The sequence below is a fragment of the Vibrio sp. R12-SW3-ISO1 genome (assembly GCF_059834005.1).
Window position 1 is genome coordinate 23,515 of the sequence record NZ_JCBDGK010000017.1, and the last position, 23,374, is coordinate 46,888.

A 23,374-nucleotide genomic window follows, 5' to 3' on the forward strand; every position below is an offset into this window, starting at 1 on the left:
CAAAGGACGGTGATTCCTGAATACAGGCGATGACATATTACTCTATCATCTACTTTCTGCTGCTGGCGGCTAATGCCACTCACTTCACAGACGCTACGGTTCTGCCCGAACCTGATTAATTAGTTATGCTGCTGGTTCCAACTCACGTAAATAGCGCATTAGAATCACTCTAGTTGCGTTTTTATCGGCATTATCTGAATGACCACACCGCCTTTCCACTTATGAGTGCGCTGTAGCTCCGTTATTTTTGGTGTAAGTGATCTTCACAGAACGTAGGCAAGCTACCATAACGCGCTGAACCTAGATTATGTCTTGAAAGACCTAAAATGCGATGTTTGGAAAAAAAAACAGAAAAAGAAGATTTGATGGTGGTTGTGGGAAACTGCGTAAATCTTTGATTTTCCAGTTATCCACAGCCACTATAAGGATCTATATTTAAGTATACTAATCTATTTAAACTATAAATCTATAAGATCTATAGCAATGGTAACTGTTTGATTTTTAAAAGATAAATTGAGTTTTGTGATCCTATTTTAGGCTATTGTATAACACTATTTAGGTGTTTAGGATCCTATTTTAGGTGTTATTGATCACTTTCTAGGTCTTTTGATGACACTATTTAGGTGTTTGGGATCCTATTGTAGGTATTGGTGTGACACTTTTTAGGTGTTTAACCTATTTACGTTACACTATTTAGGTGTAATCAATCATCTAAAATAGCTTGGTCACGAATCTACTCGTTTGTCTGACAGCTTTTAGGTCGAAAAATGCTTTGTGCACCTTTTTTGTGTCACATATCACAGTCACGCCCCTAAAAGATGAGGGTTATGAGAGCTGCATACCTAAAATGTGTCATCTATTAATAGTCAGGGTTGTCACTTAGGCCCGATAAGGTGTCTATCTTCTCTATCAGTGATTCCAGTTCGTCTTCTTCGCTGTTCAGTTCCTCTTGGGATTGAGAGAGATGACGGCGCGATAAACTCTCCTCTACTTTAAGGGCATGCTCTTCACGTCCAACATAGCGGTAAGCAATAGCCAAAGCTTCAAGCTCAGCTTCTGAGAGGCGAACACTATTTTGCAGGCGCTTCAATTCTAACTCTTTGATTGTTTTCAGTGCGTCGTGGCGGTTGAGCTCATCGATTGTGCCAAGTTTTAACCATCGAAACAGGAACTTGATGCCGGTAATTGTGCGTCCTTTCTTAACTACCTCAAAACCTTTATCACCTTGCTCACTTTCTAAGAACAGGAGCTCTTTACTGATTTGAGGGTGTTCTGACAGCTCTTTGATGCTTTCGCGTATGCAGCGCTTCATGAAGACGCTGTTGTTCTTAAACGAGCTTTTGTCTTTCTTTAACTTACCCGCCTCATCGAGTAAGCCGAACACTCCTTTTAACTCGCTCAGTTTCTGAGTGTGCATCTCGAAGCCCTTGTCTTTAAATCGGCTTAGGAGTTCATAAAGACGTTTGGAGTATTCCTTCTTAACATCAAAAAAGTTGCGAGTGTTGATCAGCGCAAAGCCTTGGTTGTACTCGATGTACTCTGATTTAAGCATGTCATTGGGAACCATAGTGAGGACCCCGTTTTTGTATGCGATATGCTTGAATAGAGGGCGGTAATCGAACTCCGTATCCCCTTTTCTGGACTCTATTTTGATGCCTATTTTTCGGCTCGCGAGTCGATTGGCGACAGGACTGAGATTACTACCAACGTGCTTTGGCTCAACCCCTAGCCACTCTGATAGCTGGTGTGAGGTGAACTCATAATGGGGTGTGCTAGTATCCCAATCTGCGGCTTTCATGTGCGCGACCATGAGGGCAAACATGTCGGCTTCTCGCGCGGATAAATCCTGGCGAGAAAAGACAAGCTGATGACCTTTTTTAATGTGCTTAGGCAGGTTGTCACTGACTACAGGGTAATAGTATTGATCGTCGCTCATGAAAGTTTATCCCAAACATAATTTAGGCTTAATATTACACTTTTTAGGTGCTAACGCCAATTTAGACCTAAATTGTGTTATGTATTTAACACAACTTGTTTTGTTACCAAGATTTGGCGTAGTGAGCTTCGATTTGAATGTGCTGACCTATAATGACCGAGGTTCTGGAATATTCTAGACTATCATCTTTATGCAAGACTCTGTTGGTTAACTCTCAAAAACGCACCGTTTTGCCTACACAATTGGAATACTTAAAAGGAATTCCCCCATGATGTATAAGGTATCCGTACTTTCATTCGCAGTCCTTTCTTCTCTTTCTTTTCATACCTACGCCGATGAATGTGGTGAGTTTGCTATTGCTGATATGAACTGGAACTCTGCCAGTCTAATCGCCAATATTGACCTGTTCATATTAAATAAAGGCTACGGATGTGAAGCTGAGCTAATTCCCGGCGATACCGTACCGACCGGCACTTCTATGATCGAGAAAGGTCAACCCGATGTTGCACCTGAGATGTGGACCAACGGTATCAAACAAGCGCTAGAGAAAGGAGTCGCTGATGGACGCTTACGATTAGCGGGCACATCACTGGTTGATGGTGGTGAAGAGGGGTTTTGGGTTCCTGATTACCTTGTACAACAATACCCAGAACTCAAAACCATCGAAGGTGTAAAAAAGTATGCAAACTTGTTTGAGCATCCGGAAAATGATGAACTGTATGCCTTTTACGGCTGCCCCGCAGGCTGGACATGCCAAATTACCGCGGGTCACTTGTTTGATGCGCTAGAATTAGAACAACAAAAGTTCGAAATGATAGACCCTGGTTCAGGGGCTGCTTTAGCAAGCACGATTGCTAAAGCCTATGAACGCAAAAAGCCTTGGTTTGGTTACTATTGGTCCCCTACTCCTGTGCTAGGAAAATACAATATGGTTAAGGTTGATTTTGGCAGCGGTACAGATATCGAAGAGTTTAGAAACTGTACAACTCAACCTGAGTGCGAAACCCCCAAAGTAACCATGTATCCATCCGCACCCGTCTATACTTTAACAACGGAGAGTTTTGCTAAGAACGAGCCTATTGCCTATCAATACTTCGAAAACCGCGGCTTTACTAACAATCAGATGAGCGAGTTACTCGCTTGGATGGAAGATAACCAAGCCGATGCTGAAGAAGCGATGTACCACTTCTTAGAGAACTATTCTGATACTTGGAAAGCGTGGGTGTCGGCAGACGTCGCAAGCAACGTAGAGAATGCGCTTTAAAGCACTTTCTGTGAACTGCTCACCGCCAAAGCGGTTGAGTTTCCAAACCAACAACTAGAGTTATCAGCTTTTCTTTTTTGACGCTTCGCTGAGCACTGCTAGTCGAGCTTTTGGCTCGGCTAGTCTTACTATTGCCTCCACGTCCACCCTAGCCATTAAAGGTGGAGCGTAAGTAAGACTTTAGGTTCTCTTGAACTTGAAGCAATACGCTGTGAAACAGGAATCCCCCAGGGGATTAGCTAGGGAGGATGTCAAAGCACTACATTGTGATCCTATGTCACTGATCAAGTCGGTGTTGAAGGATTGAGTTCTAACCTTTATAGCCCCCCTACCCTTACATTTGATGCAAATTCCCTATCGATTTGGATATTCCGGCAAACAGACGGCGAACTCTTGTTTTGAGGGACTTAAATGGAGGGAACAACATATTTAAGAGTTCCATCTTAATCGTACCTGTAATCTATATAAGGATGCCTTGAGAGCTACACTCGCATTGTCTTATAAAACAAAACAACCCCCATTGTCCCCACAGAGTTATTTCTAGTTTAAACCATTAATGGTAATTTTATCTCTTCTATGGTTTAACTGTCCACTTTAGTGATGTATGATAGATGGAAACTACTAAGGCACTAGGGATACTCAATGAGCACTATCATCGATTCATTAGAGCTTGTATGCGAACGAATGCAACAAGAGCAGGCTGATCTCAAAGCGGTCATCAAAGAGCGTATGCAGATCAACGTTACGGATAGCGAGGTAGAGGGGAGCGTAGACCGTCTCATCTACAACCATTCACTTAAGAAGAAAGAGCTTCAAGAGTTGTTTGGCCTATCTCGAGTAACGTTTAACTCACGAATCGATGAGGCAACAGAGCAGGGCATTATCGGCGCCCCCATCATTCAAGGGCGCACACACCTCTATAATCGCTTTGACGTGGCGAACATGATGGCTTTCATGAACTTCCCTAAATATAACCAGCGCTTTGAGCCGACCACAATTGTGGTGGAGAACCACAAAGGCGGCACCGGGAAGTCGACCACCACAGTGACATTAGCGACGGCGACAGCGCTCGACCTTAACCTAAATGCTCGATGCTTAGTAATAGACCTAGACCCACAGGGTTCGACAGGGCAGAACCTTATTCACCAAGCGGATGATGAGTCTGTGTATATGACAGCGGTCGACATTGCCCTATCTGAGTTTGAGCCGGAAGGGGACTTCGCGCAATACCTCAACGACTATAGCTACGAAGATCTCGTGAAGGCTATTCCATTTAAGACGCATCTTCCGAACCTCGATGTGATTCCCGCGTTCCCGTCTGATGAGCGATTTGTCGACTTCTACTGGGGGCAAGATGAGGTAGGGCAGGCAAAGATGGTGAGTGTATTACGGGAGAAAGTCTTACCCGTGCTTAAGAAAGAGTATGACCTCATATTTATTGATACGCCGCCACAAAACTCTCCAATCTTGTGGGCCGTTAACGAAGCGGCCGATGCCGTGCTGATCCCGGTAACGCCCCGCGAATTCGACTTTGCATCAACCAGTAATTATATGGGCACCATGCCGGGTACGTTCCGAGAACTGCCTTCTAAAGGTATAAATCTGAAATGGGCGAAACTTTTGCCGGTGAATTTTGATGATAAAAGCGCACATGAGGTGAAGGTGTTCGATAAGTTGTTGCGCGCAGCACAAGGGCACTTGCTATCGACAGCGATTCGCCACTCTGAGGCGTTTGTTGCAGCGGCAGAGAGCAACCGAACGGTGCTGGATATTCGTAAATCAGAGCAGGTTTGTAGTGGTAAACAATTCGACCTTGCTATGACATCCGTGAACGCCGTTTACCACCAATTCATCACTGAAATCAAACAGCTAGCAACTAAGGGGCTTTAACATGTTACGACCACAAGATAAACGCACTGGATTCAACCAAGGCAATCAACTTGGTAAGCGTAGCAAATCAGAGAGCCCTAAAAAGGTCTTCACCTTTGCGAGTGGTAAAACCGCCACAGCGGAACGAGTCGTCGTTAAAGCGGACGAGTTGACTCAGAAAACGGCCATCCATTCTCTGAATCCTCGACGTCAAGAATCACTCACGCTGGATTCAGTGCGTGACATCTTGCCAACCATTCAAGAAGAGGGCGTGCATACCGAAGGGGTTGCGCTTAAAGACGAGCAGGGCACTTATCAATTACTTGATAGCTCACGCCGCCGGTTTGCTTGTGTGCATGCAAAAAAAGACCTGCCTTTGTGGGTGATTGAAGATAGCGTTGACCAAGCTGATCTCGTTGCGTTCATTCAAACAACTCAATCGGTTAAGCGCTTATCTTATCGTGAGCTAGGTGCAGACTACCAAAGTATTATGCAAGAGCAGCAGTTTAAAAAGATTGATGAGCTAGCCGAGTATCTCAATATTGGCCGAGAAACTTGTCGTAAACGTTTTGCCGCTGCGGCAATCGACCAACGCTTGATAGAAGTGTTCCCGGACTGTGAGGGGATCCCTAATGGCTATTACGCCAAAATTGCCAAGGTCGAAAAGTATCTAGCTAAAGAGGGGGTGACTGCATCACGCTTCATCCAATCACTCAAGGTAAAACTCGACGATTTTGACAATGTTGAAGACAAGCAAAAGCATGTACTTAGCTTGATGGAAGCGCAGATTGCGATGGGCACAGAGAAAGTCAGCTGGGACACTCAAGCGATCGCAAATTTTGATGACAAGAACAAATATGCCAAGGTCTCTCGCAGTAGTGATAAGCGCGGACTAAAAATCGAACTTAGCCGCCTGCCTACTGAGCTCTATGATGACATTATCGCGTTTGTTGAGCAGAGAGTTACTGAAATGGAATAAGGCGATTGATGCGATAGCATCAACAAAATGTGGGGACAATGGGGGTTGTTTTACCTGAGTTGATCTTAGATCATGTGCCGGATAGTGGGACTTCCATACTCGTCACCAGGAGCAATCCCGAGGCAACTCCAAAACTTCTACTCAATGAGTGAGAGTTTAATACGAGAACCTAGCCGAGAAAGAGCCTTCCCTAGAGTCGTTCAGAAAGAACCAAGCCGATACCCTAGAAAAAACAATGCCGCTCACCTTAAGTGAACGGCATTAGTGCAAAAGCTCCGCCCTATAGCATCGTTCATACTTTGCGACCCTGTAAATAATTCTGTGTAACTGTCGGGGTTACATGTATTCAGTGAGTCGATCTTCGAACATAATCATAAAGCGGTTTAGAGCTTGCGCTTCTTGATCGCTTTTCTAATAACGCTGTTGAGGGATTCAATGGCGTTAGTCGTGTCAATGGCTCGGCGAATATCCTCTGGGTAGTTAAACAGGGTGTTGAGGTTCTCCCAATGCGCCGTCCAAGAGCGACTGATTTGAGGATATTTACTATCCCATCGTTCAGAGAACTGCTCTAAAGCGAGCAGTGCCTCATCTTCTGTGGCTGATTGGTAGATTTTCTTCAGGTCAGCCGTCACCGCTTTGTAGTCTTTCCAAGGGACGTATTTGACCGAGTTTCGCACCATGTGGACGATACAGAGCTGTATTTGCGTCTCTGGGAACGCAGTGTTGATGGCGTCAGGAACACCTTTTAGTCCGTCAACGCAAGCGATAAGGATGTCTTTTACCCCACGGTTTTGAAGCTCTGTCAGCACGTTAAGCCAGAACTTGGCGCCTTCCGTTTCAGAGAGCCACATGCCGAGCAGTTCTTTTTGGCCTTCCATGTTGACGCCTAACGCAAGATAGACCGCTTTGTTGATGACTTGCTTGTCTTGACGCACCTTAACCACGATGCAATCGAGATAGACGATAGGGTAAATGTCGTCGAGAGGTCGCGACTGCCATTCAATCACTTGTTCGAGTACCGAGTCGGTCACCTTTGATATCAGCGTTGGCGAGACATCAGCATCATACATTTCCTTGAACGTTGCGACGATTTCACGTGTGGTCATGCCTTTCGCGTACAGGCTCAATATCTTGTCGTCCATAGATTGGAATCGAGTTTGGTGCTTGCGGACGAGTTGAGGTTCAAAGCTAGCTTCGCGGTCGCGAGGGACGTCGATATCGACTTCTCCATCATCGGTGATGATTGATTTACCCGAGTAGCCATTGCGGGAGTTGGAGCTGGTTCTAGGTTGGTGTTTTTGATACCCAAGGTGCTCATCGAGTTCAGCGTTTAACGCCGTTTCAACGGTCACTTGGTTAACATTTTTCGGAAGTCATCAAGATCAGATTCAGTCTTAATTGACTTTGCTGCTTCACGAGCAAAAGCTTCGAGTGCTTTCTTATCCATATTGTCCATCCTTAGCCTTTAAGGCTTAAGTCTAGACAGTTACACAGAATTCAGGACACTCTCTACTTTGCTTGCACTGCTGGCGGTGCGACTATTGAAACATTAAAAGCTTATGTGGAAAGTCAATCGACCCCAGATTAAGACGCTATCGCGTCTACGCCTTATATCCCCGCCCTCATCGGGCGATGGTTTACGGCGAAATTGCTAAAAATAGCAGTTTGAAGGGCTTTATCGAGTGATTGTTCAACATCCTACGCACTTATGGATATTATAGTGTCCAATTTCTGTTTTATTTCGATATAATGGATATAACTGTATCTACTTGGTCTTTGCGGATGAACTTTACCTTACTTGATGATACCGATGTAAGCCAAGCCTATGCGGCTTATTTACGTGAGTTACGCAGGCAGGCAAAGCTGTCACGAGCGGCGCTTGCTGAGCGAAGCTGCGTACCTGCGGCCACCATTAAGAAATTTGAGCTGACCGGGCAAATTTCATTTCGCCAATTGCTGTTGCTATGGCAGACCCTTGATTCGCTAGATAGGCTTTATCAGCTCACACAACCTAGCAAAGAACGCGCTGCTATGCCCACGAGTATTGATGAGGTGCTAAAAGATGAGTTTTAAACCCATTCAAAAACTCACTGTAATTCGTACGCTAAGCTCAGGTGAGCAGATCTCTGTTGGAGTCTTGGCGCAGAATCGACAAGGCGTCTTTTTTCAGTATGCAGATCGTTATTTGCAGCAGTTTGGCAATTTATCACCGTTTACCTTGCTGTCGAGTACGCAAGTTCAAGCCGCACCTAAAGCGCCGCACCAAGGTGTACATGGCGTATTTGGAGATTGTTTGCCCGATGGCTGGGGCATGTTGTTACAAGATCGTATTTTCCGGCAAAAGGATATCCTGCCTAATCAATTAACGGCGATGGATAGACTGGCCTTTGTTGGTGATAAAGGCATGGGAGCATTGTCTTTTTCTCCGGTGTCTGAGTTTTCAGCCACGACGAACTCGGAAATTGATTTAGCGACGTTAGGCTTGGAAGCACAAACGCTGTTCGATTCTTCGATGTCAGATTATATGGATGATAATCACGATGAGTTAGATGGGTATACGCAACAGGTGTTGGCCGCATTAGTTGCCGGTGGTAGTTCGGGTGGGGCAAGGCCTAAGGCGCAGATTTATATGCCTACTGGAGAAACTCAGCATTGTCGAACCTTTGCTCAGCCTGGAGATGAGGCTTGGCTGATTAAATTTACCTCGAAGAATCTTGCGCTCGGTCATGAAGAAGGTTTGTGTGAGGCGGTTTATTTACAAATGGCAGAACTTGCTAAGTGTCAACCGCCGCAATGGCAACTCATTGAAGCACCACCTACAAGCGGTGCGTCTGCTTGGTTAGCGCTTAAGCGTTTTGATTATGTCACGGAACCGACCGACTTAGGCAGCAAGCGCAGTGCAGGTCGCTTGCATATGCACAGCGCTTGCGGGCTGCTGGATGCAGACTTTCGAACGCCAAGTTTAGATTATATTGACTTGATTAAAGCCAGCCGTCAGTTGTGTAAATCCCCCGCGGCTGGTCAGCTGCAATTTCGTCGCGCCATTTTTAACCTGCTGTCGTCTAATCAAGACGACCACAGTAAAAATTGGGCGTTTTTGCAAGCGGATGAAGGTCAATGGGATCCTGCACCTTTTTACGATGTGACCTACAGCCCACATCCATTCAATGAACACGCCACTGCTTTCGGCGGTTATGGCAAAGCGCCACCGCTTAAGGTGATGCAAAAACTTGCTACCAGTGCTGGCTATGGGAGCTGGCATGAGGCAAAGCAAGTCATTGAAGAAGTCGCAGAAGCCATCAGCCAATTTACTTATCTTGCACAGCAACAAGAGATCAGTAAGACAACAATGTCTGCAATTTCTAAGACATTGGATCAGCGCAAACAAGAGAATGCAGTGTTGTTCTATAAAAATAAGAAGGGACAATAATGAAGCACGGCCGAAACGATCCTTGTCATTGCGGCAGTGGTAAAAAATTTAAACGTTGTTGTATGAGTAGCGTTTCCAAGCAACATGCCCAAATCTTCGATGATGTTGAAACCATGCTGGCAATGAACCCAAGTTTAAGCATTGATGAACTAAACGCAGCCTTGCAGCACAAAGCGCACCATCGCAATAATCAACCTCATCCTGATTTTTGTGGTGTGACGCCAACGCAAATGGCCAATTGGCTTTATGCGCCTTTCGACGAATTAAAGTGGGTGACAATCAGCACACCCGACTCTCTTTCTGCCAGTCCGGTGATGCGCTATTTAGCCCTCATTCTTGATGAAGCTATTGCGCAAGAAGGCTCCTTCAAAGCCACTAGTAAAGGCAACTTACCAACTAAATTAGTCAAACAGGCTAGTGAGTTATTGCCGGAGTTTGCCGTTGCTCAATTCGAACGTGATATAAGTATCAGCGAGTTTGCGGGCAGCAACGAAGACAAATTCAATGCCTTGCACTATACCCGAGTGCTCGCCGAAATTAGTGGCATTATTTATCGGCGAAGCGGTCGCTACCATGTAAAAAAATCAGCGCAAAAGCAGTATCAAGCGCTAGGCATAGAGACCTTTTTCAAACCTATGTTAGAGGCCGCCATCAGCAAATATAATTGGGGCTATTTGGACGGTTTTGAGTATGATGCCGACTTACGAACCTTTTGGCTGTTTATGTTGTGGCGCATTCAAAGCCACAACAAGGTGGATCAACTGGTAGACGAAGTGATGATAGCTTTCCCTGATTTACTACAGGGTTTCCCAGTAGATAATTACTTCTCGCCGGAAAGAAACCTAAGCATGCTCATCGAATCTCGGTTTATTGAGCGATTTTTACAGTTTTGGGGATTTGTGAGTATTGATCCAAGGCGTTTTTTATACACGGAACCTATTGGTAGAACGGTACAGGTACTGCCTTTATTGAAGCAAACTTTTCAATTCACAATCAATAAATAGCAAGGTCTTCGTAAGCGAAAATGTATGAGCAGGTACTCAGGCTAATATTGGCGGCCCACCACTAAACAGGTAGTTGGTAACGGACATCTGCAAACCGATTTGGACGGGAAAAATAAAAAAGCCCAGTATTTACAAGAAATAACAGGGCTTTTAAGACATTTTCGACGGGTGAAAAAACTATTCGATGTTTTGGGTCAGTAAAAGCATCGACAACGAGTTTGCTTTTACTGACCCGGCTTAACATGATGGTAAATTAAGCTTCTCGCACTTTATTCTGCGTTGCTTTGACTTGTTTTTTCTTAATACGAGCAAAGATGCCGCCAAGAATCACGATGCCACACAGTGCGTAAATCACCATGAATGATGTGTCAACTGAAACCAGACCAAGGTCAGAGAACGTAATGTATGCACCTAACACCATGTACAAAATGAGTGCTGATGCTTCAAAACGGAATTCCCCCGGTTTGATGTCCATTGCTAAAAATCGAGCCGAGCCTGAACACTTTTATCTCTGAGCGTCCAAATTTAGGATGGTAATCGCGTTGGCAACGCTCGTTGCTAGTATATCAATGGCTCCGGTACGAAGAGCTCCAACAATCGACAATGGCTTGCTGCTTTCTGCGGCTATGGCGATAACCTGAGGGATTTTTTGGTAGTCAGCAATGGTTAAGCCAATGACACGATTACTCATTTTTGTGTCCTGAACTTCCCCTTTGATGTCGTAAAAATCATAACCCCCAACTTCTCCGACTACACCTTGCTGAATACGTGCCTCAACCATTTCTTGTACCGAGAACCAGCCTAGGTTGACCATGTAGCTACTTTCGTTCAAATCACCGATACCAACTAACGCGACATCTGCTTTACGAGCAATGTCCATAGTTTGCTGTACCGTTTCATCCTCCATTAGTGCACTACGTAACTCAGGGTTGCGTATATACGCTGGCGCATACAGTGTTTCACTAACCCCGTCGAAAGTCTTAGCGAAGCGACGCGAAATATGGTCGGCATTGAGGATGCCTCCGCGAGGGTGAATCCCGCCGATACTTGATACAAAAGTACACTTTTTGGGGTTCACAATACCAGTGTGTTCTGATACTGCAGAAACATTTCTTCCTTGTCCTACGGAGACGACCATTCCGTCTTTTAGAGTCGTGGATAGATATGTCGATACTACTCCGGCGAGTAGTGCTCGTTGTTCGTTCTCTGTTGGTTGGTCAAGAGCGATCAGCGCTCGTTTGAGACCAAAACGTTCTTTAAGCTGTTCTTCTAGTTTGGCACCAAATACAGGGTGGTATTTTACTTTAATTTCGACAATACCTTGGTCCCTTGCACGTTTCAGTAAGCGACCAATTTTGACTCGAGATAGGCCAAAACGCTTTGAAATCTCTTCCTGAGTGGCGCCGTCTTGGTAATACGCAACAGAAATTTCGGTGAGTAGGTTAGTCTCTTCCGTCTGTTCTATATTATTCAGTTCCATGATGTTCCTTGTGAAATGGCCGCTTAATGCGGCTCTTGTTTATGTCGCGACCGGTTCTAGTTCACTTTCAAGTAGGTGTGAATCATGAGTGGACTTAACCATTCTAATCTTTTTTGACTTGCCTTGTATCAGTAGAGTCTCGGTAGTGAGTGATTGGCCCTGTTTTTGAACACCATTAAGGACGTCTCCAGTCGTGATCCCGGTTGCCACGAATATCACCTCGGAACTTTTTGCTAGTTGATTCAGTTGTAATACGGTATTTGGCGTAACATTCATTTCCGAACAGCGCTGAAGCTCTACTTTTGCTAACGCGATAGTGTGCTGGTCTTGTCCTTTGACCTGATCGCGTGGAAGCAAGCGCGCTTGCATATTTCCACCCATTGCACGAATGACTGCGGCACTGACAACGCCTTCTGGTGCACCGCCAATACAGTACATGACATCAACTTCACTTTGTTCCAAACAAGTGAGTAGTGACGCTGCAACATCGCCATCAGGAAAGGCATAAACTCTTACGCCAAGGTTTTGCATCTCCTTAATGGCAAGGTTGTGTCTCGGCTTTGCTAATGTCGCGACCACTAATTCATTAATAGGTTTGTTGAGTGCTTGTGCGATATTCTGCAGGTTTTCTGTGAGCTCGAGTGTTAAGTCGATGGCGTGTCTTGCTCGAGGACCAACAACGAGTTTTTCCATGTACATGTCTGGCGCTTGGAGGAGTGTACCTTTCTTTGCTGCAGCAAGTACTGCAAGCGCGTTAGATTGTCCCATGGCTGTCATGCGTGTACCTTCGATGGGATCAACTGCAATATCAATCTCAACACCACCCGAACCGAGTCGCTCACCGATGTATAGCATTGGTGCTTCATCGATTTCTCCCTCACCAATCACAATGGTTGCGTCGACCTGAGTTCGATTCAGTTGTAATCGCATTGCTTCTACAGCTGCCGCGTCTGCTTTCTCTTTATTTCCTCTACCAAGCCACTGATAGCCTGCTAAAGCAGCACGTTCGGTTACTTGTACGAGAGCGAAGCCTAGTTCATCCATGTATATGTCCTTATAAAAAATGTTGATGGCCGTTCATTTGTTAAGGTTACATTTCAAATGTTCATTATGCAAAACAAAAAATGAGCAATGGGCATAGATCAAATGTTAATTGCTATGTGCATCGTAATTCAGTCAAGTCGTATTGTATTTTTGCGTCCACGAGTGGGGGGTGAGCCATAGTTACGATGGCTTTTAGGAGGTTTTTTGGTTAAAGCTATGTTTTTTAATTGTATTTTTGTGAGGGCTTGTTGGGGGTGATTATTTTCAAGTTAAAATGCTTAGTTTCATATTGATCACGTAATTGTTATCAATATGTATATATTTGGTGATCCAGGTCCCACTTAAAAAATGTTCATATGTTGTTTTTCTGTATATATGATTAAGGTCATTTGTAAAGTTCGTGGTCATATGAACAGGAGGAAACATGATAGCGATAGGTTGTGATGATGCAGCGATTGAATTGAAAGAGTGCCTGAAATCGCATTTGGCTTCGAAAGGTATTGAATTTGTCGATTATGGGGTAGACCAACAAAGTGCAGAGCTTTACCCAGATATAGCAAAGGCAGTCAGTGTTGCTGTCAGTAAAGGTAAACACCAACGCGGAATCATTCTCTGTGGTACGGGTATAGGTGTATCAATTGTGGCGAACAAAGTCCCGGGTATACGGGCTGCTCTGTGTCACGATACTTTTTCAGCAGAGCGAGCTCGAAAAAGTAACGATGCTCAAATTATCACAATGGGATCTCGAGTCATCGGTCATGAGCTAGCTAAGTCTATTTTGGATACATGGCTAGATTCTGAGTTTTCTGATGGTCCTTCAACTAAAAAGGTAAATAGAATTAAGGAGATAGAGAAAGAGTTTATAAGCTAATTTTGCTTCAATGTTTAACGGAATAACGTGGAAATAAAAATGAATAATATCAAACTTACTCTGACTACAACGGCAATCACAACCCTACTATCGACTAATGCATTTGCAACAGATCTGAAAGTGGCAACAAGTGCTCAAGTCGGGTCACTCCAGTACAACACAACTCAATATTTCACCGAAGTTGCGAACGAAGAGTTTAAGAAACAAGGCATCGATTACAACTTGAAGTTCTTCGGTGCGGCTCAGTTAGGTAAAGACAAAGACGTTCAGCAAAAACTGAAATTGGGCACAGTAGATTTGGCACTACTAACATCAACGCTGCCAACTCACGTTTCAGAAATGGCCCTGTTTGAACTGCCATTCCTTGTGTCTGACCGTGAACACGTTGCAAAGATAGAGCAAGACGTCTTCTGGCCATATATTGCGCCGGCCGCTGAGAAAAAAGGCTACAAAGTCATAGGCTTTTGGGAAAACGGCTTTCGCAATATTACTAATGCGAAACGTCCAATTAATACACCAGAAGATTTACAAGGTCTGAAAGTTCGAACACCAAACAGCTCTTGGCGCGTGAAAATGTTCAAAAACTGGGGAGCTAATCCAACGCCAATGAGCTTCAGTGAAGTATTCATCGGTTTACAAACAGGTGTTATCGATGGGCAAGAAAACCCATACACCAACATTTACGCGGCAAAACTGCATGAAGTACAGGGTTACCTAAGTGTGACAAACCACGTGTATACACCGGCATACCTAACTGCAGGCGCGCGGCACTACGGTAAGTTTCCTGATGATGTTCGTGCCATCTTAGAAAGCTCAGCGAAACAAGCGCAGCAATGGAGCTACCAAGAAGCGACAAAACTTGAGACAGAGTTAAGAGACAAACTTGTTGAAGGTGGTATGAAGCTCAACATTGCAAATCGCGATGCCTTTGTCAGCGCAAGTCAACCAATTTACGATGACTTCGTGAAAAATGTAAATAACGGCAAGGTGATGTTAGATAAAGTTATGACGGCAAGTAACTAAGTTAAACGCCATAACGTTTATCTCTAACGGCTGCACCGTTGGGTGCAGTCTAGCTGTCACATGTTGCGAGGGCTTACGATGTCTTTTTTAGCTAGCATAAATACAATTTCACATGTTTTAGAAAAAGTGCTTATCGCGATTTCGATGACGATACTCATCGCGTTAAGTACCATTATTATTGTCGCTGTTTTTTCACGATTTAGCGGCGCTTCTCTTTATTGGTGCGACGAAGTGTCGGCCATTCTTTTGGCTTGGCTAACCTTTTATGGCTCCGCTTTATGTGCACTAAAACGTTCTCATATGGGGTTTGGAGGGTTAGTGGCTAATATGACGCTTGGTATGCGCAAAGCCGTTTTCCTACTGAGTGAATTCATTGTTATTGCGTTCTTCGCCGTCATTGCTTGGGCTAGTTACTACATCTTACAAATCTTTGGTGACGAGACACTGACCAGCCTAGATTTTATCCCTTTGGCCTTTGCTCAATCAGCGCTACCAATTGGTGCGGTGCTGTTTATTGTGGCTCAACTGTGCTCTCTCCCCAAAGCGTGGGCGTGGATTCGTCTTGGTTCTAACCAAGAAAATGAAGAGATCAGAGAAGCCATCAAAGATGCGAAAAAAGATATGGCTGAAGCCATGGAGGCAGTGAAATGAGCGCGCTAGTTGTACTATTTTGTTTAATCGGCTTAGTCATGATCAATGTCCCAATTGGTATAGCTATTGGTGCTGTAGCTCTGATTGGTATGGTAGCGACATCGGGTATCGATGCTATCTATAACGCGGCTTTGGCGATGTTTGAAGGTGGCTCAAAATTTACCCTGTTGTCTATTCCATTGTTTGTCTTTGCTGGTGCATTGATGAATACGGGTGGTATTTCGCTGCGCTTGATTAATTTTGTTAACGCGATTGTGGGCTTTGTCCGAGGTGGACTTTCAATGGTGAATGTGGGTGTATCGATGATCTTCGCTGAGATCTCGGGCTCTGCTGTAGCCGACGTTGCAGCCTTGGGTTCGATCTTGATTCCTGCAATGAAAAAGCGTGGATATTCGGCCAGTTTCTCGGCGGCAGTCACATCTTCTTCTGCCTCGCTCGCTGTAATCATCCCACCTTCTTTACCTATGATTATTTACGGTGCTATGGCAGACGTGTCCATCTCGCAGCTATTTGTCGCCGGTATTATCTCTGGCCTACTGGGTGCGGCGGGTATGTTTGCGGTCTGTTATTACTACGCAGTCAAATACAATTTACCTCGTGAGGAGTCTTTCAGTTTACGAAAATTATGGGTTGCATTTAAAGATGCGTTCTGGGCTTTGACTCTGCCATTCGCCATTCTAGGCGGCATTCTTTCTGGGTTTATGACCGCAACCGAAGCTGCGGGTATTGCTGTTCTACTCGCGATTGTTATTAGTGTTTTCATCTATCGGGAAATGAACCTAAAGCTGTTTTACAAAGCGATGATGGAAGGTGTGACTGGCACTTCAGTAGTGATGCTCTTAGTGGCGACATCAGCAGTGCTTGGTTTGTTCCTAACTGAGCAAGAAGTACCACAAGCAATGGCGGCTGGGATTCTTAGCATTTCAGAAAACAAATACGTTGTACTGATGATGCTAAACCTCATGTTGTTGGTTGTAGGTGTATTCCTACACGGTGCAGCAGCGATCATCTTAACGGTTCCCATTGTATTACCGCTAATTCATGAACTGGGTATCGACCCAATTCACTTCGGCATCATGCTTGCTCTTAACATCTCGATTGGTCAGCAAACGCCTCCGGTTGCCAGTGTGTTGATTACCGCATGTTCGATAGCTAAACGTGACATTTGGCAAGTAACTAAAGTGAATATTCTATTTATTGGTGTGTTGTTCGCAGTGCTTATGCTTGCGACCTACGTTCCAGCAATGTCTGTTGGCTTTGTTGACTACATGTATAAATAACTTCAAGGATTTGAGAAATGACTAAACCTACTATTGCACTTGTTCTCGGCGACCCTTCAGGTATAGGCCCTGAAGTAGCAGTAAAAGTATTGGCTAAGGAAGCAAACCGCCAGCAAGCGAATATTCTGATCATTGCCGATGAGTATGAATTGCGCAAAGGCATGGACATCGCGCAAGTATCGTTTGATTACGATGTAGTTGAAAATTTTGAACAAGCTGATTTTCAACCTAGTAAGCCGGTGTTGTTGAGGTTCTCAAGCTCTCACGAGGAGCCGATAGAATACGGACAAGCCACGCCGCAAGGTGGTACTTATGTTCTTGAAACGTTGAAGATTGCTGTTGATCTGACGTTAGCCAACAAAACGCATGGTATCTGCTTCGCACCATTGAATAAGCAAGCGATGAACATGGCAGGGCTAGCACATCGAGACGAGCTGTCATGGTTTGCAGAATTGACGGATTTCCACGGCTTTGGCTGTGAAGTGAATGTGGTAGATGACATCTGGGCTGGCCGCGTGACATCGCACATTCCATTTAAAAATGTGGTGGAAAACCTAACGGTAGAGTCGGTGCTTGAAACCATCGAATTGATGAACACAACCTTGATATCTGCAGGTTTTGAACAGCCTCGTATTGCGGTGCAAGCACTTAACCCGCACGGCGGTGAAGGAGGCCTGTTTGGTGATGAAGAAATCACAGTAATTGCACCAGCGATTGAAAAAGCCAAGGAGAAGGGCATTCAAGCGTTTGGACCTTTCCCTGGCGATACTACGATGTGGGTCGTGGAGAAAGAGAACATGAACTCAATCGTGTCTATGTACCACGATCAAGGAGCAACCGCATTAAAGATGATGGGCTTCGATCGTGGTGTCACTGTTCAGGGCGGGATCCCAATTCCGATTGCAACGGCAAACCACGGCAGTGCATTTGATATATACGGTAAAAACGTCGCGTCGACACCTGCGATGGAAAATGCGCTCAAGCTTACAGTCCGTATGGCATCTAGCTATCAAGCGAACAATCAGTCCTAGGGTAGGGAAGAGTATGAGAAAACCAAAAAAATTAATTAATGACCCTATGAATGTCGCTCAGGAGCAATTCGACGGTTTGCTCGCGACGATGAATGGAAAATTGGAGGCGTTACCGGGAATTACCGCGGCGATGCGTACAGATTTTCCATCAGACAAAGTGGCGATTGTCACTGGTGGTGGTGCTGGGCACGAGCCGTTATTTGCCGGTTATGTTGGTCCAGGACTAGCGGATGCTGCGGTACTTGGCGATATCTTTGCAGCTCCAGCGCCTAACGTGATTTTACAAACCACTGAAGCGGTCAGTAACGGTAAAGGTGTGATTTATATTTATGGTAATTACGCTGGCGATAATATGAATTTCGACATCGCGGCAGAGCTAGCGGATGATGATGATATCAAAACTCACTCTATTCGTGTCTGGGATGATGTTGCTTCAGCACCGTTGGACAAAATTCAAGAGCGCCGCGGCACAGCCGGTGATTTGTATGTACTGAAGATCGCAGGCGCCGCTTCTGAGCAATATGATGACTTTGACAAGATTGTGTCGGTAACAGAACGTGCTCGTGATAACACCCGGTCCATTGGTGTTGCCCTATCAGCGGGATCGGTACCACAAACCAATACCTTCAACTTTGAACTGCCAGACGACGAGTTAGAAATCGGTATGGGCTTACATGGTGAGCCGGGTGTATCACGCGAAAAAATGACATCGGCAGATGACGTCGTCGATCGCATGATAGACCAACTTTGTGATGACCTACCTTACCGCTCAGGTGATGATGTCTGCTTACTAGTCAATAACCTTGGTGCTTCAACTTATATGGAGCTGCTTATTGCCAATCGACGTGCGCACATTAAGTTGGCCGAGCGCGGAATTAAAGTACATAACACTTTAGTCGGGAACTACTGCACTTCACAAGAAATGGCAGGTTACTCGATCACTCTTATGAAGCTTGATGATGAGCTAAAAACACTATTTGACCTACCTTGTGAATCATTTGCGTTGAGGAAGTAAAAATGAATGCATTAACAGCGAAAAACATGATGGCTTATGTTGCTCAAAAGATGGTTGCAAGTGAGCCAGTATTGACCAAATACGACCAAGCGATTGGTGATGGTGACCATGGGATTGGTATGGAGCGCGGCTTTAAAGCGGTTGCTGAGCTCTTAGACAGTGATTATCAGCCGGAAGATGTCAGTAAACTACTGTTGAAAATTGGCTCTACGATGATGGCCACCATGGGCGGTGCGTCCGGTGCGATTTTCGGTACTTTGTTCCGCAGTGGTGCGAAGTCAATTAAAGGTACGACAGAGCTTGATACGGATACGTTATCTACGTTCCTAGCAGGCGGCTTACAAGGGGTTTATGAACGTGGTGGTGCTAAGCCGGGTGATAAAACTATGATAGATGCATTGGTGGCTGCGGTCGAAAAATCAGAACAACTTTCTGGTCCACTAACCGATACGCTCCCGGCTATTGCACAAGCTGCCGCACAAGGTGTGGAAGCAACCAAAGATATGATTGCAACTACAGGTAAAGCAAAGACACTAGGCGAACGTTCGCTGGGGCACCCAGATCCAGGTGCGATGTCGATGGCGTTTATTCTGCAGTATATGAATGAATACGCGGCTGAGCAGGTTACCGCATGAAGAAGGTCTGGGTCGGCACTAGCTGGAAAATGAACAAAAATATGCAAGCAGCCGAAGCCTGGGCTTCTGCTGTCTTGCCATCATTGATACGTTGTTCGAATCGTATCCAACCTTTCGTGATCCCGCCTTTCCCTTACGTGCAAATGGTGTCTAAGTTGTTCTGCGAGCAATCGATTCGCGTCGGAGTACAGAACATTTGTTGGCAAGATGAGGGGGCATACACCGGTGAGGTGTCTCCTATTATGGCGAAAGACTGTGGCGCGACGATTGTCGAAATTGGTCATTCTGAGCGTCGAGGCATGTTTGGCGAGACCGACGAAACGGTCAATTTGAAAGTACATGCAGCACTGCGTCATGGTTTAACTCCACTTGTATGCGTTGGTGATACCGCGCAAGAGAAAGAGTGGGGGGTATCAGTGGAGTCTGTCATTCGACAAGTGAAGATTTCATTGTATGACGTTCCTGTTGAATCGTTAGTGCGAGTAGTGATTGCTTATGAGCCTGTTTGGGCGATAGGTGAACATGGCGTACCGGCAACTAAAGAAGAAGCGCAAATTATTCACCAAGCCATTCGTTCAGCTTTAGCTGATCAATATGGTTCAGACGTCTCTCAAAGCATGATTCTGTTGTATGGAGGTAGCGTAAATTTGTCCAATGCGAGTGGCTTAATCGAACAGCCTGATATCGATGGTGTGTTCGTCGGTCGAACAGCGTGGGAAGCAAATGGTTACTCAGAGTTACTGAGTATAGCTGAACGAAGCAGCTAAGGGCGGGTATGGAGCAAGTTAAGTTAATGAGCTGGATCATTCTTGGCCTAGGGTGTGCCACTTTGATCACTGGGATTTCCAAACCTAGAGTGGATTGGTTCAGACGCTTTGCTTTTACTTATCTTGCGCCGTGCTTGTTTTTTTCATCGGTATATCGAACGGATCTGCAAAACCTTCCATCACTGTCGGTATTTACTACTTATATTTTATGCTTTGGCGTTGTTTTCTGGGGGCTGAAAGCATGGCTCGTCACACAAGGTAATCATACGGTGGCTTCGTCCAATATCAAGGCTGTCGCAGCTTTATATCCTAATGCCGTTGGGGTAGGGGGCCCACTAGTGCTTGCACTTTACGGTCCCAAAGCCACTTTAGTTCTGATGGGTGTGATCGTGACGAACCTGTTATTGGTTTTACCATTGGTCAATATCTTAATGATTCGCTCGGGCGAGCAAGGGTTTTATAACTACCGTAATGTGGCAACTGATCCGATCTTATTGGCCATCGTGTTTGGGTTATTGCTTAACGCACGGGGTATTGAGCTTCCTATCCTCTTAGTTGATGGGTTCTCTATGATTGGTGCAGCTGCAATACCAATAATTTTATTCATCTTAGGCGCAAGCTTAAGCTTTTATTCACTCCGCTCACTAATTCAAGAAAAAATAGGCCTACTTTTGGCCATCAAGATCCTTCTATTTCCAATGCTTATATTGCTATGCGCGAAGTATGTTTTCTCTCTCTCGGTTATCGAAACCCAAGTGCTGGTTATTTTGGCCAGCCTACCGACGGGGTTGAATGTCTACTTGCTATCCGAGCGGTATCACGTCGCCAAAGAAGCCACCGCTGGAGTGATCCTATTTACTACCGGCTTCTCTCTTATCTCTTTGTTGGGTTGGGAAGTGTTGCTGTATCAGTGGGTAGTTTAAACAAAGAACTGCTAAAAGGTTGAACACTATGAAAGTATTAGAAAGACTAGCCATCAATACGGCTATTTTTGACGGACATGACCTCAAGACATCGTTAAAAACGATTCGAAGCTTGGGTGTAAACCAAGTTGAATTCGCTTTTAATCAGGGCTATGTAGGTAGATTAGATAGCGATATGTTCTCTAACACCCATGCCCAATACTTGTTGTCACTGCTAGAGAAAGAGCAACTGATCACACAAGCTTTGGGCTGCACAATGAACTTGGCGTCTCCCTCAGCGATAGAAGATTTTATGGTACGTATCGATTTTGCGCACACGCTGGGTGTTACTTATTTAAATACTTGTACCGGTCCTATTGCCGATCGTCACATTATTGTCGAAAACCTGAAAATATTGGCTGAATATGCCAAGGATAAAGGTTGTGTTATCTGTATCGAAAATGGCGGCGACCATAACTTTAACGCTTTTGCGAGCGCGCATGATGGCGTAAGAATTTTGTCGGAAGTCGATAACTCGGCACTAGCTCTGAATTTCGATCCTGGCAACTCAGTGTCATTAGTACCTAATCTTAGCCCGAGTGAAGAAGCGCAGGTCGCATTGCCATTCTGTCGTCACTTCCATGTTAAAGACGTTCAAGTGCATGACGATAAGTTCACCTTTCCAGTGTTGGGCGAGGGGGTGGTAAACTATCAGTCGATTCTGCAGTCTTTAGCATCGCGTCAAATCCCTTTTAGCATTGAAAAGCCGTTGCGTATGTACCGTCGAAAGGACTCCTTTCCTATTCGAGGGCGCTCACCAGAAAGCATGGAGACCATTGTTTCGGTATTGAGGCAATGCATTGAATACATTAACACTACCACTGACTAAGCGGGTGGCCGTATGCCAATTAGTACAATTGAAGAAATTATTGAAGATTATCGCCTAGGTAAAATGGTCATTCTAATGGATGATGAAGATCGTGAGAACGAAGGCGATATTATGATGGCGGCGCAACATGTGAGCGCACAAGACATCAATTTTATGGCCACTCATGGTAGAGGTTTAATTTGTTTAACTCTGACTAAACAACGTTGTGAATCACTCAACCTATTCCCGATGGTTTCTAACCCAACAGAACCTTGGGCTACAGCCTTTACCGTTTCTATCGAAGCGGCTCAGGGGGTTACAACGGGTATTTCAGCAGAAGACCGCGCTACTACCGTCCAAGTGGCTGTTGCGCAAGATGCCAAGCCTACTGATTTAGTCACTCCCGGTCATATTTTTCCTCTAGCGGCAAAAGAGGGTGGTGTACTTGTTCGTGCAGGACATACTGAAGCTGGTTGTGATCTAGCGAAGCTAGCGGGTGTCGAACCGGCATCAGTTATCGTAGAAATTCTCAATGAAGATGGCACTATGGCTAGGCGCCCTCAATTGGAGGTGTTTGCCGAAAAGCATGGTATTAAACTTGGCACAATTGCGGATCTGATTGAATATCGCAACACAACTGAAACTACCATCGAGCGTATTGCGGAGTGCAAACTTCCCACTGAGTTCGGCGACTTCTTAATGACTACTTATCGCGACACGGTCGATAATCAAGTGCATTATGCATTAACTAAAGGCGAAGTTAATTGCGAACCGACCAACGTAAGAGTGCATTTGCATGATATCTTCAGTGATTTGCTGCTTTCGACTCGCGACAATAAACAAAGTTGGTCACTTAGAAAATCAATGCAAAAAATTGGTACTGATGGTGGTGTTTTGGTGATTTTAGGCCACCAAGAATCGTGCGAATCTACTATCGGGCGAGTAAAGAATTATCAAGCGCTAGATGCTGGACAGAATGTTAAGCCGAATAAGAAAGATCAAGCGTCACGCCAAGTAGGTGTTGGTTCACAAATCTTGGCGGATCTTGGGGTCAGCAAGATGAACTTACTTTCTTCGTCCGACAAGAAGTATCATGCTTTGTCTGGCTTTGGCTTAGAAGTGGTAAGTTATATCGAGCCTTAATGTCCCCTTTCTCCAAAGGGGGATTCTTAGTTCGCTCGAATCAAATTGGGTCATCTAGACTGGGTTACTCCAATCCGCTAATCCAGTCGCTCCCTAAGCTAATCCTGCCTGCCCGACAGTTGCTGCGTTAAGATCTCGATGATGGCTTTCTGTTTCGAAGGTACATTAAAGCATCGCGATCG

At 45.1% G+C, this 23,374-nt stretch carries 20 protein-coding genes and 4 pseudogenes; 19 read left to right on the forward strand and 5 right to left on the reverse strand.

Annotation, left to right across the window (positions count from 1 at the left end; all coding sequences use genetic code 11):
• Positions 1-859 precede the first annotated feature (859 nt).
• Positions 860-1,936 (reverse strand): replication initiation protein, encoded by a 1,077-nt coding sequence (locus AC6R0R_RS05110; RefSeq protein ID WP_500625935.1) that lies wholly within the window; start codon positions 1,934-1,936, stop codon positions 860-862.
• A 271-nt stretch (positions 1,937-2,207) separates the two neighbouring features.
• On the opposite strand from AC6R0R_RS05110, the gene AC6R0R_RS05115 reads away from it, so the two are divergent.
• From AC6R0R_RS05115 to AC6R0R_RS05130, 4 genes and pseudogenes are all read left to right on the forward strand, one after another.
• Positions 2,208-3,200, forward strand: a complete 993-nt coding sequence (locus tag AC6R0R_RS05115; protein ID WP_500625960.1) for an ABC transporter substrate-binding protein — start codon at positions 2,208-2,210, stop codon at positions 3,198-3,200.
• A 642-nt stretch (positions 3,201-3,842) separates the two neighbouring features.
• Complete coding sequence (locus AC6R0R_RS05120; protein WP_500625936.1) at positions 3,843-5,090, forward strand: ParA family protein; 1,248 nt, start codon at positions 3,843-3,845, stop codon at positions 5,088-5,090.
• A 1-nt stretch (position 5,091) separates the two neighbouring features.
• Positions 5,092-6,048: a ParB family protein gene (locus tag AC6R0R_RS05125; RefSeq protein ID WP_500625937.1), complete on the forward strand. Its 957-nt coding sequence runs from the start codon at positions 5,092-5,094 to the stop codon at positions 6,046-6,048.
• 81 nt (positions 6,049-6,129) lie between these two features.
• Positions 6,130-6,303, forward strand: a pseudogene (locus tag AC6R0R_RS05130) (IS4 family transposase); the annotation flags it as partial.
• Positions 6,304-6,434: 131 nt separating this feature from the next.
• Here AC6R0R_RS05130 and AC6R0R_RS05135 read toward each other — a convergent pair.
• Positions 6,435-7,495 (reverse strand): annotated as a pseudogene (locus AC6R0R_RS05135) (IS256 family transposase); the annotation flags it as partial.
• Between the two features lie 63 nt (positions 7,496-7,558).
• Here AC6R0R_RS05135 and AC6R0R_RS05140 point away from each other — a divergent pair.
• From AC6R0R_RS05140 to AC6R0R_RS05155, 4 genes and pseudogenes are all read left to right on the forward strand, one after another.
• Positions 7,559-7,636, forward strand: a pseudogene (locus AC6R0R_RS05140) (IS200/IS605 family transposase); the annotation flags it as partial.
• A 194-nt stretch (positions 7,637-7,830) separates the two neighbouring features.
• Entirely contained in the window at positions 7,831-8,121 is a 291-nt protein-coding gene (locus tag AC6R0R_RS05145; protein ID WP_500625961.1) for a helix-turn-helix domain-containing protein, read from the forward strand.
• Positions 8,111-9,478 (forward strand): type II toxin-antitoxin system HipA family toxin, encoded by a 1,368-nt coding sequence (locus AC6R0R_RS05150; protein ID WP_500625938.1) that lies wholly within the window; start codon positions 8,111-8,113, stop codon positions 9,476-9,478. Before AC6R0R_RS05145 ends, AC6R0R_RS05150 begins: the two co-directional genes overlap by 11 nt.
• Complete coding sequence (locus AC6R0R_RS05155) at positions 9,478-10,482, forward strand: YecA family protein (protein ID WP_500625939.1); 1,005 nt, start codon at positions 9,478-9,480, stop codon at positions 10,480-10,482. Before AC6R0R_RS05150 ends, AC6R0R_RS05155 begins: the two co-directional genes overlap by 1 nt.
• 253 nt (positions 10,483-10,735) lie before the next feature.
• Here the strand turns inward: AC6R0R_RS05155 and AC6R0R_RS05160 are convergent.
• The 3 genes and pseudogenes from AC6R0R_RS05160 to glpX form a co-directional block, all read right to left on the reverse strand.
• A pseudogene (locus tag AC6R0R_RS05160) lies at positions 10,736-10,957 on the reverse strand (solute:sodium symporter family transporter); the annotation flags it as partial.
• A gap of 30 nt (positions 10,958-10,987) precedes the next feature.
• Complete coding sequence (locus AC6R0R_RS05165; protein WP_500625940.1) at positions 10,988-11,962, reverse strand: sugar-binding transcriptional regulator; 975 nt, start codon at positions 11,960-11,962, stop codon at positions 10,988-10,990.
• A 39-nt stretch (positions 11,963-12,001) separates the two neighbouring features.
• The gene (gene glpX, locus AC6R0R_RS05170) at positions 12,002-13,006 is read right to left on the reverse strand and encodes a class II fructose-bisphosphatase (protein WP_500625941.1); all 1,005 of its coding nucleotides are present in this window, start codon (positions 13,004-13,006) and stop codon (positions 12,002-12,004) included.
• A 424-nt stretch (positions 13,007-13,430) separates the two neighbouring features.
• Here glpX and rpiB point away from each other — a divergent pair, with 424 nt between their 5' ends.
• The 11 genes from rpiB to ribB all read left to right on the forward strand — a co-directional run bounded on the left by rpiB (position 13,431) and on the right by ribB (position 23,192).
• A complete protein-coding gene (gene rpiB, locus AC6R0R_RS05175; protein WP_500625942.1) occupies positions 13,431-13,877 on the forward strand; it encodes a ribose 5-phosphate isomerase B in 447 nt (148 codons plus the stop codon).
• 27 nt (positions 13,878-13,904) lie between these two features.
• Entirely contained in the window at positions 13,905-14,900 is a 996-nt protein-coding gene (locus tag AC6R0R_RS05180) for a TRAP transporter substrate-binding protein (RefSeq protein WP_500625943.1), read from the forward strand.
• Positions 14,901-14,978: 78 nt separating this feature from the next.
• Positions 14,979-15,551 carry a TRAP transporter small permease gene (locus tag AC6R0R_RS05185; RefSeq protein ID WP_500625944.1) on the forward strand — a complete coding sequence of 191 codons (573 nt, stop codon included), beginning with the start codon at positions 14,979-14,981 and terminating at the stop codon, positions 15,549-15,551.
• Positions 15,548-16,831 carry a TRAP transporter large permease gene (locus tag AC6R0R_RS05190; RefSeq protein WP_500625945.1) on the forward strand — a complete coding sequence of 428 codons (1,284 nt, stop codon included), beginning with the start codon at positions 15,548-15,550 and terminating at the stop codon, positions 16,829-16,831. Before AC6R0R_RS05185 ends, AC6R0R_RS05190 begins: the two co-directional genes overlap by 4 nt.
• 17 nt (positions 16,832-16,848) lie before the next feature.
• Positions 16,849-17,862 carry a 4-hydroxythreonine-4-phosphate dehydrogenase PdxA gene (locus tag AC6R0R_RS05195; protein WP_500625946.1) on the forward strand — a complete coding sequence of 338 codons (1,014 nt, stop codon included), beginning with the start codon at positions 16,849-16,851 and terminating at the stop codon, positions 17,860-17,862.
• Positions 17,863-17,875: 13 nt separating this feature from the next.
• The gene (locus tag AC6R0R_RS05200; RefSeq protein ID WP_500625947.1) at positions 17,876-18,877 is read left to right on the forward strand and encodes a dihydroxyacetone kinase subunit DhaK; all 1,002 of its coding nucleotides are present in this window, start codon (positions 17,876-17,878) and stop codon (positions 18,875-18,877) included.
• 2 nt (positions 18,878-18,879) lie between these two features.
• Positions 18,880-19,512 carry a dihydroxyacetone kinase subunit DhaL gene (gene dhaL / locus AC6R0R_RS05205; RefSeq protein ID WP_500625948.1) on the forward strand — a complete coding sequence of 211 codons (633 nt, stop codon included), beginning with the start codon at positions 18,880-18,882 and terminating at the stop codon, positions 19,510-19,512.
• Complete coding sequence (locus AC6R0R_RS05210; protein ID WP_500625949.1) at positions 19,509-20,279, forward strand: triose-phosphate isomerase; 771 nt, start codon at positions 19,509-19,511, stop codon at positions 20,277-20,279. Before dhaL ends, AC6R0R_RS05210 begins: the two co-directional genes overlap by 4 nt.
• Positions 20,280-20,305: 26 nt before the next feature.
• Complete coding sequence (locus AC6R0R_RS05215) at positions 20,306-21,202, forward strand: AEC family transporter (protein ID WP_500625950.1); 897 nt, start codon at positions 20,306-20,308, stop codon at positions 21,200-21,202.
• 28 nt (positions 21,203-21,230) lie between these two features.
• A complete protein-coding gene (locus AC6R0R_RS05220) occupies positions 21,231-22,070 on the forward strand; it encodes a sugar phosphate isomerase/epimerase family protein (RefSeq protein ID WP_500625951.1) in 840 nt (279 codons plus the stop codon).
• Positions 22,071-22,082: 12 nt separating this feature from the next.
• Positions 22,083-23,192, forward strand: coding sequence for a 3,4-dihydroxy-2-butanone-4-phosphate synthase (gene ribB, locus AC6R0R_RS05225; RefSeq protein WP_500625952.1), 1,110 nt, complete (start codon positions 22,083-22,085; stop codon positions 23,190-23,192).
• Positions 23,193-23,374: the final 182 nt, after the last annotated feature.